Raw genomic sequence first — 14,970 nt, 5'->3', positions numbered from 1 at the left:
TGATTATCGTTTCTGTTCGGCTTCCTTCTGTGCTTGCTTCTGATATTCGTTTTGCTCGAAGCTATCTCTGCAAACATTCTCATATAGGTCGTAGATTTCCTCTGTATTGAAGAATGTTTGAAGTTCGTAATATGACGCAGCCTTTGCTTGCAAGACCGTGTATACAAGAGCGGATTGTGAATACGTCACTTCTTGACGCTCTACGCTCAAAGGCTTCGTAACTCCGCTATCGTAATTCTCTGGTATTTGGAATCGCTTCTTCGTGTAGACAGCCAAGAAGTTATGGATGAACACATACACCAACAGAGAAGCTAGAACATCATGCTTGCCTTCGAAGTGCTCGCACATGTTCACTTGTTTACCGTCAACGGTCACACCTTCCAAGAAGCTGTTGATTGTTGTTTCAATCAAATCATTCTCTGCACTGGCGTATTCATCAACTGATAGCTTTGGTGCACCCTTCGCATACAAAGGAGCTGTGATAGCGTCGATGAGCTTTCCAAAGTGCATGAACCAGCCAGCAAGCATAATCTGGCGTTTTCTTTGATTCCATTTAAACTCCAATACAGAGTTCTCAAACCCTACGGTGTATGCACAGATAGCTTCTTGCAAATTCTGTAGTATCGTGCTGCCTGTCACAGAGTCCATATGATAGATTGAATATGTTGTATCACGAAGTGTGATAATTTTTGTCTTGCGTGGCATTTATTCTTCCCCCATCATTTCATCAGGGGAATACTTCAAACGTTCTTGAGTCTCTGCAATGAGACGCTTCACTTCTTGTAGGCTGTATTCCAGCGATGTCACCATCTGGTTTGCAATGTCATCAAAGACGCAGTGCATCCCCAAATAGCCTACATCGTTGAAATAGCGAGAGAGTGAGCGTTCCGTAGTGGTGACGACACTCAACAACTCGCCAACAGCAGCAGATGCAACTAGGCATCGATTGTTGATAGTCATTTAAATTTCCTTTTATTTTACTGTGACGGTTGCAACATCAATTTCTGATGCTGTGCATTCAACTGTCCAATCATTGCCACGGAAGTCACCAGCAAAGCGAGCGGCATTCACACGAAAGAAACCTGTGATTGTTTCTGACTCTAGTTTGACGATTGCACCGGGAACAATCAGAGGGTTTAGCAAGGCTTTGAATTGAATCCCTCTACGGCGTTGCTTGTCCTTCTTGCTCAATTGAGCATCTTGCAACCTGCGGAAAGGAGTTTCTAGAAGTCCTGTGGCTTCGTTCAACACGGGGCAATTCACAACATCTTTCGTGAATGAGCCGTTAACGTCTGTGGTGTTCAATACGTTGCCTGTGATGCTGTATTCAAGTTTGTTGGCTTCACAAATCTTCTTGAGGGCTTCTCTAGGCGTTCCAGAGAGGCGCCAGCCACTGACAACAGGGTTATTCAGGTTTGTTCCTGTAATGGCCCCACGGGCTACGCTAGGCATCTCCTTGCGGATAGCTTCAATCACATCAGCGACTGTACTACCGGGAGACACTACACTCTTGAGCTTTCTGTGATTCAAGTCCGTATAGCCTTCGCCCAATGTCAATTGGGTGATGTAGTCATCTCCTTCTTTACGGGTGACAGCTTCTGTGACGTTGCCAGTGACTAGAACACGAGTTCCAATATCACGGTAGCCGACAGATAGGGTTGCTTCGATATACTGTTTATCTTCCAACAATGCACGCTGTGTTGCATTCAGGTTGTAGATTTCAATGGATGCACTGTTGCCGCCACTATTCTTGATATCGGATGTCTTTGAAATATCGAATGTCATTTGAAGACTGTCAATCGATAGGCCGTTGCCTGTGCTGTAGTCTCCGACAACTAGAGTGTAGATTCTCTCTCTTTGACGCATGTGTATATTCCTTGTGGTGTGGGAAGTATTGGATTGGGAATGTGTTGCATGTATTCGGCCTTCACTCGGATTGGCTGGAATGTTTGTTTCTTTCTGCTGTAGGCTGCACGACATGCACCAGAGCAATGGATACGGGTAGCTCTCTTGGCTACGGACGAGCGTCCGCAATGGCATACGATGATGGACATCGTTGTTTCCTCTTTCATGGGGGGTTATCAGGGGTGGCGTGTACCAGAAGGGTTTGTGTCAATTGTGCGTGCGTTAAAATGATGCAGACAAAGAAATGGCTCCCGAAGGAGCCATATTCCTGTTTCCCATCTGATCAATCCCACACTGACAGATTTGTTTGAAAAGCATGTCGTTGCAACATACTCTTGAATTTATGACAATCTCAGAGAACGCATACTCTCTGTCCACTACACGGATTGTCTAACGCTGTCTCAAGTAATGAATCAAGGACACAAGTCAGGAAAAGGAATAACCTACTACCATCCTCTGGCCAATTATATCATCATACCACATACATGTCTATCACTATTCTGTCAGGTGACACATAAATTTGATGTGAAATAACTGACACAGACGAATGAGGATCGACGGTAAATGAATGTGGCATGCGGCAACTGTATCAACTATCTATTTCCACTAGACAAAGGGAAGCAACGCCACCCAGAAAGACAGCGGGGCTTCCCCCTTCAACAATGCACCAACATTGCTACACACCTCCCAACTCCCGTGTTGGTGTTCTTCTATACACATCCTTGTGCCAGTGTGCACGATGATCATATCACGACTTGTTCATACGTAACGCTTTCAACATTCCAACTGGCGCCACTTGCACAGGAGGCTCCTTACCATCACGGTATATCGGCAATGTCACCAACACACCGTTGGGCTGAATGACTTTATGTACGTCTGCTGCCCTACCCCACCCCTCGTACTTGAATGTTCCTTCCTCTGTCACCACAGAACCATCGGGATAACACAGCATCTTGTACCCGACACTCTGTAACATCGCATTGGCTTTCACTGGGTCATAGTTGAAGGTTGTCAAGTCATGAAGTCTGTCCACGAACGTCACACTATCATCTGACAAGCCATCTTTTTCTAACCGAAGCACCCTCCGTTCTGCTTGAAGACTACTAAACATGTCTGTCAACTCTTTGCTGTCGTCCTCATCCCCAATTACAGCGATAGCACCAACTATTTTACTGATACGCTTCGTCAACTCGCCTATTTTTCCATCAAGCTCAATCGAACGCTTCTGTGAAGCTGATAAGACTTGCCCCTCCAAGGCTCTGGCAGCGTACGCAGGACTCGATACGTTATAAACAAAGGCTATCACAGGCTCTGGTATAGATCGTGCGTTAGAACAGCCTACAGAGCCCCTACGGGCACGACTCGAACACTCCATGGAAGTGATACCGGTGGCTCTGTAATGCTTCGTATTGAAGTTCTTTCCACATTCACCACACACAACAAGGCCCGTGTAACGATGTTTTGTAGGGGCGCTCCTAGGAGAGAACTTCTCTTCCATACGCTTCTGTACACGGTAAAACAACTCTGGAGTCACAACAGGCGGATACACACCTGCTATCCCGTTCCATTCGCCTATTGCGGTTCTGTTTGTCATCCAACGTTTCACAGTAGACGGTGCCATACGTGCAAGGAGTGGATTTGTATTCCCTTCAAAGATGCGTTCAAAGATACGACGTTCCCCCAACCCGCTGGCGTAGTCTTCAAATGCTTGTCTCACCAACGGCTCTATCTCTTTAATCAGCTTGCCATCGGATGTGAGCCAAACAGGTGTATTGCGTTTTGGCGGGATACCTTCCACAGCAGCTTTCCTTCGGCTGGCGTAGCTGGCCTTCATGCGACGGCTCAACGTGTCGGAATACTGGTGAGCCTGTTGCACCTTCGCCACAAGAAGGAACAAGTGATTGCTGTTTGCTGATTCCCTGTCGTACCTGATGCCATCATCTAAGGTCACGATGTCTACGCCAGCCTTCACGATCTTGGACAGGATCGGCAACATGTCCATAGGCTCAAGACGTCCTACACGGTCCATCGCTTCAACGAGTATCACGTCACCCGCCTGGATGTTTCCATTGTCGATAGCTTCTAGGAGTTTGCCAAAGCCTCCTTTAAGGTGGCTACCATCAGAGCCAGAGATACCCAAGTCCTTGAAACTTTCGCTGCTCAAGGTGAAATCTGGATTGTCCAAGAACCAACGGTCAAGCATCGCTTGTTGGCGCTCGTGGCTGCTGCCCTTGGCTTGCTTGCCTGTAGAGAATCGAATGTAGGAAATTGCCTTGGGCACTGGACACCTCTGGAAGCCACGGAACATAGGAATTCTAACGGGTTTTTATCTTCTACACATTGCAGAAAGCTTCACCCAGCCGGTGTACTACGAATTCCAGAACCTGAAGATGCCAACCCTGTTGCTGATCGGGACGTCCGATACCACGGCCATCGGCAGCGACATCGCCGCCCCCGAGGTCAAGGCGAAAATCGGCCACTACGACGAGCTGGGCAAACAAGTGGCCAAACGGATTCCCCAATCGACCCTGGTCGAATTCCCCGGCATGGGCCACGCGCCGCAGATGGAAGAACCGGCGCAATTTCACCAGGCATTGCTTGGCTGGCTGAACAAAACCAACCCCGTGCGTTAATGAGGTAAGGCTGATGGCGGTGCAGATTGCAGTGATTGATGATTGGCAGGATGTGGCCCGGAATGTGGTCGACTGGTCGCGGCTGGACGACATGGGTCAGGTAAGTTTTATCCACGACTATCCCGCCGACAACGAGACATTGGCGGCACGCCTGGGCGAATTCGAAGTGATCTGCGTGATGCGCGAGCGTACCCGCTTCGATGAAGACTTGTTGCGCCGCCTGCCAAAACTCAAGTTGCTGGTGACCGGGGGCATGCGCAACTTTGCCCTCGACCTGAACGCCGCCAAGGCCTTGGGTATTCAGGTATGTGGCAGCGACAGCTACAAACACGCCGCCCCGGAGCTGACCTGGGCGCTGATCATGGCCGCGACCCGCAATCTGGTGGCCGAGGCCAACGCCTTGCGCGCCGGCCAGTGGCAGCAAGGCCTGGGTGGCGATCTGCATGGCAAGACCTTGGCCATCCTCGGTTTGGGCAGCATTGGCCAGCGTGTCGCCCAATTCGGTCAGGTGTTCGGCATGCGCGTGATCGCCTGGAGTGAAAACCTCACCCCGGAGCGAGCGGCGCAAGTGGGCGTCACCCATGTCAGTAAACAGGAACTTTTCGAGCAAGCCGACGTGCTTTCGGTGCATCTGGTCCTCAGCGACCGCTCGCGTGGGCTGGTGGACGCCGAGGCCCTGGGCTGGATGAAGCCCACTGCCCTATTGGTCAATACCGCACGCGGGCCGATTGTCGATGAAGCCGCTTTGATCAAGGCCCTGCAGAAGCGGCGTCTGGCGGGTGCGGCGCTGGATGTGTTCGAGGTCGAGCCGTTACCGCCCCATCATCCGTTCAGGACCCTGGAGAATGTGTTGGCCACGCCGCATGTGGGCTATGTCAGTCAGCAAAACTATCATCTGTTTTTCTCGCAGATGATTGAAGACATTCAGGCGTGGTCCTCGGGCGAGTCCATTCGGTTGCTGAATTGATACCGAGTCATCGTTCATCGCTGGCAAGCCAGCTCCCACAGTGATCTCGGCGGGTCGCAAATCTGCGTCCAACAATGAACCCTGTGGGAGCTGGCTTGCCAGCGATTAGGCCCGCTCAAACACCACAACGCTTAAAATCATGCACCGCAATGGTGCAACCCAACTGTTCACCCACGCACACCGATGTGACAGTTGTGCTTCTTTTTCTGCCAATTTCACAAAAAAAACTGCCCTTCGTCGGTGCGTTTGCCCCGCAATCCGGCACGTCCGTACCGCTTAAAACCGATTGTCGAACAATTTTGCCATTCGAGCTTTACCGCTCTAAGTTCTGGTCTAGGCTGATTTTCGCGGGGTTAGACCGACCGGTCACAAAGCGGAAAAATTATCGAAACTTTTGCCGTTCGTGGTCGGTCGACTGAAAGGTAGGTGCGTTGCGACTGGTGCATTCCTTGCAATGGCTACTCCACCCATTCTGCTTGTGCGCATTGGGCAGCGCCTGCCCGGCAATGTGCAGCGCTTTTGCGCCCGGCCTCGGGAATGGGCCAATGAAACACCGTTTGCCAGAGCTAAGAATTAGATCAACAACACGGGAGATTCATATGATAAGTACGGCTTTGGATGTACAGGGAGAACGTGCTCATCAGCATGTCGGTGAATCGGGCACCGTGAGTGCCGCAACTGCCCAGTCCATCAGCGTTCCCGGCACCCGGGCGCTGACTCCGGCGGCCCGCCAGAATCCCAACCGGAAAAAAGTGTTGTTCGTCACCTCCGAGATTGCCGACCTGGTGAAAACCGGCGGCTTGGGTGACGTTTCCGCTGCCCTGCCACGGGCCATGACCCATCTGCACGATGTAAGGGTGTTGATCCCCGGTTACCCGCAGGTGATGCACAGTGAAAACCCGATTCATATCATCGGTGAGCTGGGTGGGCATGCCGCGCTACCACCTTGCAAGATCGGGCGCATGGACATGCCCGATGGCCTGGTCATTTACGTGTTGATCTGCCCTGAACTCTACGAACGCGAAGGTTCGCCTTACGGCGCCAACAACGGCCGCGACTGGCCGGACAACCATATTCGCTTCGCCCGCCTGGGGCTGGCGGCCGCCGATATCGCCGCCAACCTGGCACAAATTCACTGGTGCCCGGACCTGGTGCACGCCCATGACTGGCCTGCTGGCCTGGCGCCGGCCTACATGCACTGGCGCGGGCAGCGCACGCCGACCCTGTTCACCATCCATAACCTGGCCTATCAAGGCGTGACCAGCCTGGGTTCGTGCCCCGAACTGGGTATCCCCCATCACGCCCTGCAACAGGAAGGCATGGAGTTCTACGGCAAGATGTCGTTCCTCAAGGCCGGCATGGCCTATTCGAGCCACATCACCACGGTCAGCGCGACCTATGCCCAGGAAATCACCACGCCGGCGTTCGGCTGCGGTCTCGACGGTTTCCTGGCCGCCAAGACCCAGCAAGGTCTGCTCAGCGGCATTCCCAATGGCATCGACGAAAGCTGGGACGCCGCCACCGATACGCACCTGTTCCGCCCGTTCAGCATCGGCGATTGGGAAGGTAAAGCGGTCAACGCCGCCCACGTGCGTCAACTGTTTGGCCTGGAAGACTCCGAAGGCCCGCTGTTTGCCGTGGTCTCGCGGCTGGTTTATCAGAAAGGTCTGGACCTGACGGAAGCGGTCTCCGAGTACATCGTCAAATCCGGCGGCCAGATTGCAATCATCGGTCGTGGCGAGCCTGAAGAAGAACAGGCGATGCGCGAACTGGCCCTGCGCTTCCCCGGCCAGATCGGTGTGCGTATCGGCTTCAACGAAACCGACGCCCGCCGCATGTTTGCCGGCAGTGATTTCCTGCTGATGCCTTCGCGTTATGAACCGTGCGGTTTGAGCCAGATGTACGCCCAGCGCTTCGGCTCGCTGCCGGTGGCGCGCAATACCGGCGGCCTGGCCGACACCATTGAAAATGGCGTAACCGGGTTCCTGTTCGACGAGTCCACGGTGGAGAGTTACCAGCAGGCCTTGAGCCGTGCGTTCAAGGTCTTCGCCTTCCCCGAGCTGCTCAACGCCATGCGTTGCCGGGCCATGGCGGCGCCTTTCAATTGGTGCAAGGCGGTGGAACCCTACGCCGAACTCTATGAACAGCTTGTAGCGAAAGCACTGGGGAAATCGCACATTCAGTAAGTAATGCTGTTTGCAAGAGCGAGCTCGCTCGCGATGGTCGTTAACGATGACGCGTGTTGACTGGTACATCGCGGTGTTCTTGAGTCCATCGCGAGCAAGCTCGCTCCTACACAGCCTTACATTAAGTAAGAGGCTTTCAGGATGCCGTTACGGACCCTTGAGACCTGGCCCCACGGCGCAATCATGCTGGACGCTGAGCACACGCAATTCGCGTTGTGGGCGCCAGATGCGTTTTACGTCAGTGTCGAACTGGAAAATGGACAGTCCTTGCCGTTGCTGCCTCAGGCTGACGGCTGGTTCGTGATCAATACCCGCTGCTCGGCGGGCACCGGTTACCGGTACAACATCGATGGCGAACTGGACGTACCCGACCCGGCCTCCCGCGCCCAGGCCGGGGGCATCGACCAGCGCAGCCTGGTGGTCGATCCCCACGCCTACCGATGGCAGCACAGCACCTGGTTGGGGCGACCGTGGAACGAGGCGGTGATTTACGAGGTGCATGTCGGGGCGCTCGGTGGTTTCCAGGCCGTCGAGCAGCACCTGGCGCAACTCGTCGAACTGGGAATCACCGCCATTGAACTGATGCCTGTGGCGCAGTTCCCCGGCGAGCGCAATTGGGGCTACGACGGGGTCCTGCCCTACGCGCCCCAGGCGTCCTACGGTACGCCCGAACAGCTCAAGCACCTGATCGACACCGCCCATGGTCATGGCCTGGCGGTGATTCTCGACGTGGTCTACAACCACTTCGGTCCGGACGGCAATTACCTGCATCGCTACGCCAAGGGTTTCTTCGACGAGGACAAGCACACGCCTTGGGGGGTGGCCATCGACTTCCAACGGCGCGAGGTGCGCGACTTCTTCATCGACAATGCGCTGATGTGGCTGCTCGAGTACCGCTTCGACGGTTTGCGCTTCGACGCCGTGCACGCCATCGACAGTCCGGACTTTCTTCAGGAAATGGCGCAACGCATCCGCCAGCAGACCGATCCGGCGCGTCACGTCTGGCTGATGCTGGAAAATGAACACAACCAGGCCAGCCTGCTGGAACACGGATATGACGCGCAGTGGAACGACGACGGCCATAACGCACTGCACGTGCTATTAACCGGTGAAACCGATGCGTACTACGCCGATTATGCGCAAAACCCCACCGAGCAACTGGCCCGCTGCTTGAGCCAGGGCTTCGTCTTCCAAGGCCACATCAATCGCCATGGCAAGCCCCGTGGCGAGCCCAGCGGGCACTTGCCGCCCAGCGCCTTCATCCTGTTTTTGCAGAACCACGATCAGATCGGCAATCGAGCCTTTGGCGAGCGCCTGCATCAGCTTGCCGAGCGGGAAGCCTTGAAAGCGGCGACAGCACTGTTATTGCTGTCACCGATGATCCCGCTGCTATTCATGGGCGACGAATGGGCTGCCTTGCAACCCTTTCTGTTTTTCACCAGTCATCAGGGCGAGTTGGCGCGTCTGGTGCGCGAGGGACGGCGCAGCGAATTCGCTGCGTTCAGCGCCTTTGCCGATCCGCATCGACGCGAGCAGATTCCCGATCCGAACGCACCGCAGACCTTCGAGGCATCCCGGCCTATGCTTAAAGCCACCGGGCCTTCGGCCATATACGAGCTGTACCGGCAACTGCTGCAGATCCGCCATCGGCACATCATCCCGCGCCTGCCCGGCACCCAGGCACTCGATGCCGAGGTACTGGCCGAGGGCGCGGTGTCGGCACGCTGGCTGATGGGCGATGGCAGCTTGCTGCGCATTGACCTGAACCTGCGCGACAGGCCAGTGATCCACTTCCCACAGGCCGATGCAGTGGTGTTGTTCGAGTCCCCGGCACACGCCATCGGCCTGTTGAACCAGGGCACGCTGGCCCCCTATTGCGCGCTTGTCACCCTCAAGGCCGCGCCCCCTTTGCTTCACCCGGATGGAGAGCGTCAATGAGCGATGCGCAGCTGGAAATACTTGCGAGCCGGGCAGGTCTGGCGGTCGACTGGATCGATGCCAACGGCCGTGCGCAAAAAGTTGCGCCCTCGGTCTTGCGCAATGTCCTCACCGGCCTCGGCCACCCGGCCGGCAGCGCGCAGGAAATCGACGCCAGCCTGCTCGAATTGCAACAGGCGCAACAGACCCGACATCTGCCGCCGCTGATCACGGCCGACGAGGGTGTCGGCCTGCCCCTGGCCCATTACTTCGAGGCGCACACGCCGTGTGAGATCCATCTAGAAGACGGTTCGCGGCTCAGCCTTAAACTGGATGCCGAGGCGACGCTGCCGGGGTTGATTCCGGTCGGCTACCAGCATGTCAGCATCGCAGGACAAACCTTCACCCTGGCGGTGGCGCCCGAGCGCTGTTACAGCGTGGGCGACGCCGTTGAGCACCCGACGCCCCGAGCCTGGGGATTGAGCGTTCAACTGTATGCCTTGCGCCGAAATGGCGATGGCGGGTTTGGTGATACCCAGGCCCTGGAAGATCTGGCCCGGGTGGCAGGCGAACGCGGTGCCGAAGCGCTGGCCATCAGTCCGCTGCATGCGATGTTCGCCAGCGACACTCGGCGCTACAGCCCTTATTCACCGTCCAGTCGACTGTTTCTCAACAGCCTGTATTGCGCACCCGGAGCAATCCTCGGCGAACGTGCACTGCGCGCCGCCATCGCCGCCACCGGCCTGGCTGACGAACTCAGGCATCTGGAGAATCTGCCGCTGATCGACTGGCCCGCCGCCGCCGACACCAAACTTCGACTGTTGCAGGCGTTGTATGAAGGCTTCGTACAGAGCGAACACCCGCTGCACGCCGACTTCAGCAGCTTCCGCCACGCGGGCGGTGAGGCACTGGAGAACCATTGCCGCTTCGAAGCCCTGCAAGAGACGCGCGCTGCCCGCGGTGAACCCCTGGACTGGCGGCAATGGCCCGAACAATGGCGTAACCCGCGCAGTGCCGCGTTGGTCGAATTCGCCGAAGAAAATGCCGGGCGTATCGGCTTCCATGCGTTCTGCCAGTGGCTGATCAGCCGTTGCCTGGAACGCGCCCACGCCGCCGCCCGCAGCAGCGGCATGAGCATTGGCCTGATTGCCGACCTGGCCGTGGGTGCCGATGGCGGCGGCAGTCAGGCCTGGAGTCGCCAGGATGAATTGCTCGCCTCCCTCACCGTGGGTGCGCCACCGGACATTCTCAATCGTGCCGGCCAGGGCTGGGGGATTTCCGCGTTTTCTCCCGAAGGCCTGGTGCGCAACGGCTACCGCGCCTTCATCGAAATGCTGCGCGCCAACTTTGCCCACGCCGGCGGTCTGCGCATTGACCACGTGATGGGCCTGCAACGCCTGTGGGTGATCCCCAACGGTTCGCCGCCCGCCGATGGTGCCTACCTGTATTACCCGGTGGACGACCTGCTGCGCCTGCTGACCCTCGAATCCCACCGGCATCAGGCCATCGTCCTCGGCGAAGACCTGGGCACCGTGCCGGACGGTCTGCGGGAAAAGCTCATCGCCCGTTCGATGTTGGGCATGCGCGTATTGCTGTTCGAACAGGACAACACCCACTTCAAACCGATCCTCGACTGGCCGGACAACGCCCTGGCGACTACCAGCACCCACGACCTGCCGACCCTCAATGGCTGGTGGCATGGCCGTGATATCGACTGGAACGCTCGATTGGGCCTGATCGACGCCAACGCCGAGATCGAGTGGCGCCATTATCGTGAACGGGAGCGCGAAGGCCTGCGTCGGGCGTTGAGCCAGGACCCGCAGAACTTCCGTGAGGAATCCCACGAAACCGACCAGGTGCTCGACGCCAGCGTGCGCTTCCTCGGCCACACCCGCGCACCGCTGGTGTTGCTGCCAGCGGAAGATGCCTTGGGCATCGAACAACAGGCCAACTTGCCCGGCACCATCGATACCCACCCCAACTGGTCGAGGCGCTTGCCGGGTTATAGCGAAGCCTTGCTCGATGACCCCGATGCTGCCCGACGCCTGGAATTGCTCGCCGTCGCGCGGCTTCAGGCGGCCGAGCGTGATCAATGACCCTGGTGCATGCTCCGCCGCTGCGGGCCACCCTGCGCCTGCAATTTCACAAAGGCTTCACTCTTGATGATGCCGTGCCACTGGTGCCGTACTTCGCCGAACTGGGCATCAGCCACGTCTATGCCTCGCCGCTGCTGAGCGCCCGCGCCGGCTCCATGCATGGCTACGACGTGGTGGACCCGACCACGGTCAACCCGCAGCTGGGTGGCGAAGCAGCGTTGCGTCGACTGGTCGGCGCATTACGCAGTCAGCACATGGGCCTGATCCTCGATATCGTCTCCAACCACATGGCCGTCGGCGGCAGTGACAACCCCTGGTGGCTGGACCTGCTCGAATGGGGCCGACTGAGCCCGTACAGCGAGTTCTTCGATATTCAATGGCACTCGCCCGATCCGATGATGGAGGGCCAACTGCTGTTGCCGTTCCTGGGCAGCGACTACGGTATTGCCTTGCAGGACGGCACCCTGCCCCTGCGCTTCGATGCCCGGCGGGGCGCGTTCCATGTCGAGCATTACGAGCATCACTTTCCGATTTGCCCCAGCCATTACGGCGAGCTGCTCATGGCGGATGCCGAGCCACTCAAATCGCTGGCGGAGCGCTTCAGCACGTTGAGCTATCAAACGGATGCGCACAGCCTGGCGATGCCATTGAAAGACGAGTTGCGCGAACTGGCGTGCGACCCGGTCATGCGCCAGGTCATCGAAGACAACCTGAAGCGCTACGACAGCCTTGCGCCAGAAGGTTTCCAGCGCCTGCATCATTTGCTGGAGCGCCAAAGTTATCGACTGGCCAGCTGGCGCACGGCGGCGGATGACATCAACTGGCGACGCTTTTTTGATATCAACGAACTGGGAGGGCTGCGCGTCGAACGCCCGGCCGTGTTCGAAGCCACCCACTCGAAAATATTCCAACTGGTGGCGGACGGATTGATCGACGGCCTGCGCATCGACCACATCGACGGCCTTGCTGATCCTCGGGCCTACTGCCGCAAACTGCGACGTCGCGTCGACAGCCTGGCACCCGGCCGGCACCTGCCGATCCATGTCGAGAAGATCCTCGGTGAAGGTGAAACCCTGCACCGCGACTGGTCGGTGGATGGCACCACCGGCTACGAATTCATGAACCAGTTGTCACTGCTGCTGCACGATCCCCAGGGTGAATGGACCTTGGGCCAGCTCTGGCACCGGCACAGCGAACGCCCGAGCGATTTCAATGAGGAAGCGCGGCTGGCGCGCCAACAGATCCTCAACGGTTCCCTGGCCGGGGATTTTGAAAGTGTCGCCCAGGCCCTGCTGCAAGTGGCGCGGGATGACCTGATGACCCGGGACCTGACCCTCGGTGCGATCCGTCGGGCGTTGCAGGAACTGATCGTGCACTTCCCGGTGTATCGCACTTACATCAGCCCGCTGGGGCGTTCAGCGCAGGATGAGGTGTTTTTCCAGCAGGCCATGGCGGGCGCCCGGCAAACCCTCGGCGAAGCCGACTGGCCGGTGCTCGATCATCTGGCCCGCTGGCTGGGTGGCGAACCTTGGCGCAAACGTCCCGCGGGACGGGTACGCAAGCGCCTCAAGCATGCCTGCGTGCGCTTTCAACAACTGACCTCACCGACGGCGGCGAAGGCCGTGGAAGACACGGCGTTTTATCGTTCGGCGGTGCTGCTGTCGCGCAATGACGTCGGCTTCAGCACCGGGCAGTTCAGTGCGCCGGTAACTGACTTTCATGCCGCGTGCAGCCAACGCTTGACCGAGTTCCCCGACAACTTGCTGGCCACCGCAACCCACGACCACAAGCGCGGCGAAGACACCCGCGCGCGCTTGGCGGTGTTGAGCGAACGCAGCCAGTGGTACGCCGAACAGACCGGACTCTGGCGCACCCTCGCCCGAGCACTGCGCAACGACGACCAGGCGCCGTCTGCCGGCGATGAACTGATTTTGTTTCAGGCGCTGCTGGGCAGTTGGCCTCTGGATGCGCGCAGCGATGATCAGCCGGCCCTGCAGGCTTACGCCGAACGCGTCTGCCAGTGGCAAAGAAAGGCCCTGCGCGAAGCCAAACTGCAAAGCAGTTGGAGTGCGCTAAACGAGGCCTACGAACAAGCCTGTGAGGCATTTGTCCAGGGCCTGCTGCTGGCGCCCGAGGGCGAACTGCTGCGTTCGGCACTGGGCAAAGCCGCCCAGGTCATCTCCGTTCCCGGTGCTCTCAACGGATTGGCGCAAACCTTGCTGCGCATGACAGTGCCCGGCGTACCGGATCTGTATCAGGGCAATGACTTCTGGGACTTCACCCTGGTCGATCCGGACAACCGCCGGCCGGTGGATTACGCCAGTCGCCAGCAGGCCTTGCAGCAATCTGCCGACCTGGCGGAACTGTTGGCGAACTGGCGTGACGGGCGCATCAAGCAACGCTTGATTGCCAGGACGTTGAACCTGCGTGCCGAGCATCCGGCGTTGTTTCGACAAGGGACGTACCAGCCCCTCGACATCGTCGGCAGCCAGGCACACCGGGTGCTGGGATTTGTTCGGGAACATGAGGGTAAACGGGCCATTGTGATCGTACCGATTCGTTGTGCGCATTTGCTGGAAAACAGTGCCGAGCCACAGGTGGGCGCGCCGCAGTGGGGCGATACGCGGGTCCGGTTACCGTTTGCGACCGCCGAGGAAAATCTCGAGGGACTTTTTTCGAGCATCGCAGTCACAAAAAACAAGGAGCTGTATATCAGCGCCGCGCTGGGGGACTTCCCGGTCAATCTCTTTATCCAAACTACCGACACTTGAGTTGTTCAGGAGCATTGCGATGAGTACCGACGATAAACGCATCCGCGAGTTTGCCTATCAGATCTGGGAGTCAGAGGGAAAACCCGAGGGCCAGGAAGGACGCCACTGGGAGATGGCACGCAAACTGGCCGAAGCCGAAGCCCTGGCGCCGAAGAAGGCAACGAAGGCGGCCGGCAGCAAGGCAACAGCCAGTAAAACAGCCCTCAATGGCAAGGCCAGCGAACCCAAACCCAAAGCCCGCGCCAAGCCTGCCGCGGCGTCCAAGGTGATTCCGCCGGGCGAGAAACCTGCGGAGAAAAAGCCTCGCGCAGCGCGAAAGCCGCCAGCGGTCTGACGCTTTACACGATTAACTCGAATCGCCACATGGCGAGTCATCTTGCCACCACCAGCGCGCTCGCCTGGCACAGATCCTCTGTGGGAGGGGGGGGGGGGGGGGGGAGGGGGGGGGGGGGGGGGGGGGGGGGGGGGGGGGGGGGGGGGGGGGGGGGGGGGGGG

General features: G+C 57.7%; 10 protein-coding genes and 1 pseudogene. 7 read left to right on the top strand and 4 right to left on the bottom strand.

The window, feature by feature from the left end; all coding sequences use genetic code 11:
- Nucleotides 1-3: 3 nt before the first annotated feature.
- The 4 genes from ACSFE6_RS04720 to ACSFE6_RS04705 form a co-directional block, all read right to left on the bottom strand.
- A complete protein-coding gene (locus ACSFE6_RS04720) occupies nt 4-705 on the bottom strand; it encodes a hypothetical protein (protein WP_435426497.1) in 702 nt (233 codons plus the stop codon).
- A complete protein-coding gene (locus tag ACSFE6_RS04715; RefSeq protein WP_435426496.1) occupies nt 706-960 on the bottom strand; it encodes a hypothetical protein in 255 nt (84 codons plus the stop codon). It lies immediately after the preceding gene.
- Between the two features lie 12 nt (nt 961-972).
- Nucleotides 973-1,866 carry a hypothetical protein gene (locus tag ACSFE6_RS04710; protein ID WP_435426495.1) on the bottom strand — a complete coding sequence of 298 codons (894 nt, stop codon included), beginning with the start codon at nt 1,864-1,866 and terminating at the stop codon, nt 973-975.
- A 787-nt stretch (nt 1,867-2,653) separates the two neighbouring features.
- The gene (locus tag ACSFE6_RS04705; protein WP_435426494.1) at nt 2,654-4,186 is read right to left on the bottom strand and encodes a recombinase family protein; all 1,533 of its coding nucleotides are present in this window, start codon (nt 4,184-4,186) and stop codon (nt 2,654-2,656) included.
- Between the two features lie 70 nt (nt 4,187-4,256).
- Between ACSFE6_RS04705 and ACSFE6_RS04700 the strand changes: the two are divergent.
- From ACSFE6_RS04700 to ACSFE6_RS04670, 7 genes and pseudogenes are all read left to right on the top strand, one after another.
- Nucleotides 4,257-4,538 (top strand): annotated as a pseudogene (locus ACSFE6_RS04700) (alpha/beta fold hydrolase); the annotation flags it as partial.
- A 13-nt stretch (nt 4,539-4,551) separates the two neighbouring features.
- On the top strand, nt 4,552-5,505 hold the full coding sequence (locus ACSFE6_RS04695) for a D-2-hydroxyacid dehydrogenase family protein (protein ID WP_435426493.1): 954 nt from the start codon (nt 4,552-4,554) through the stop codon (nt 5,503-5,505).
- Between the two features lie 599 nt (nt 5,506-6,104).
- Nucleotides 6,105-7,691 carry a glycogen synthase GlgA gene (gene glgA / locus ACSFE6_RS04690; RefSeq protein WP_435426492.1) on the top strand — a complete coding sequence of 529 codons (1,587 nt, stop codon included), beginning with the start codon at nt 6,105-6,107 and terminating at the stop codon, nt 7,689-7,691.
- 141 nt (nt 7,692-7,832) lie between these two features.
- On the top strand, nt 7,833-9,629 hold the full coding sequence (gene treZ / locus ACSFE6_RS04685; RefSeq protein WP_435426491.1) for a malto-oligosyltrehalose trehalohydrolase: 1,797 nt from the start codon (nt 7,833-7,835) through the stop codon (nt 9,627-9,629).
- On the top strand, nt 9,626-11,704 hold the full coding sequence (gene malQ, locus ACSFE6_RS04680) for a 4-alpha-glucanotransferase (RefSeq protein ID WP_435426490.1): 2,079 nt from the start codon (nt 9,626-9,628) through the stop codon (nt 11,702-11,704). The genes treZ and malQ overlap by 4 nt, the downstream gene beginning before the upstream one ends.
- The gene (locus ACSFE6_RS04675; RefSeq protein WP_435426489.1) at nt 11,701-14,475 is read left to right on the top strand and encodes a malto-oligosyltrehalose synthase; all 2,775 of its coding nucleotides are present in this window, start codon (nt 11,701-11,703) and stop codon (nt 14,473-14,475) included. The genes malQ and ACSFE6_RS04675 overlap by 4 nt, the downstream gene beginning before the upstream one ends.
- A 19-nt stretch (nt 14,476-14,494) precedes the next feature.
- Nucleotides 14,495-14,809 (top strand): DUF2934 domain-containing protein, encoded by a 315-nt coding sequence (locus ACSFE6_RS04670; RefSeq protein WP_435426488.1) that lies wholly within the window; start codon nt 14,495-14,497, stop codon nt 14,807-14,809.
- Nucleotides 14,810-14,970: the final 161 nt, after the last annotated feature.

The organism is Pseudomonas baetica, from assembly GCF_051216495.1.
GTDB classification, from domain to species: domain Bacteria; phylum Pseudomonadota; class Gammaproteobacteria; order Pseudomonadales; family Pseudomonadaceae; genus Aquipseudomonas; species Aquipseudomonas baetica_B.
Note: the sequence above shows the minus strand (reverse complement) of the source record. Positions and strands in the feature narration are given on the sequence as shown.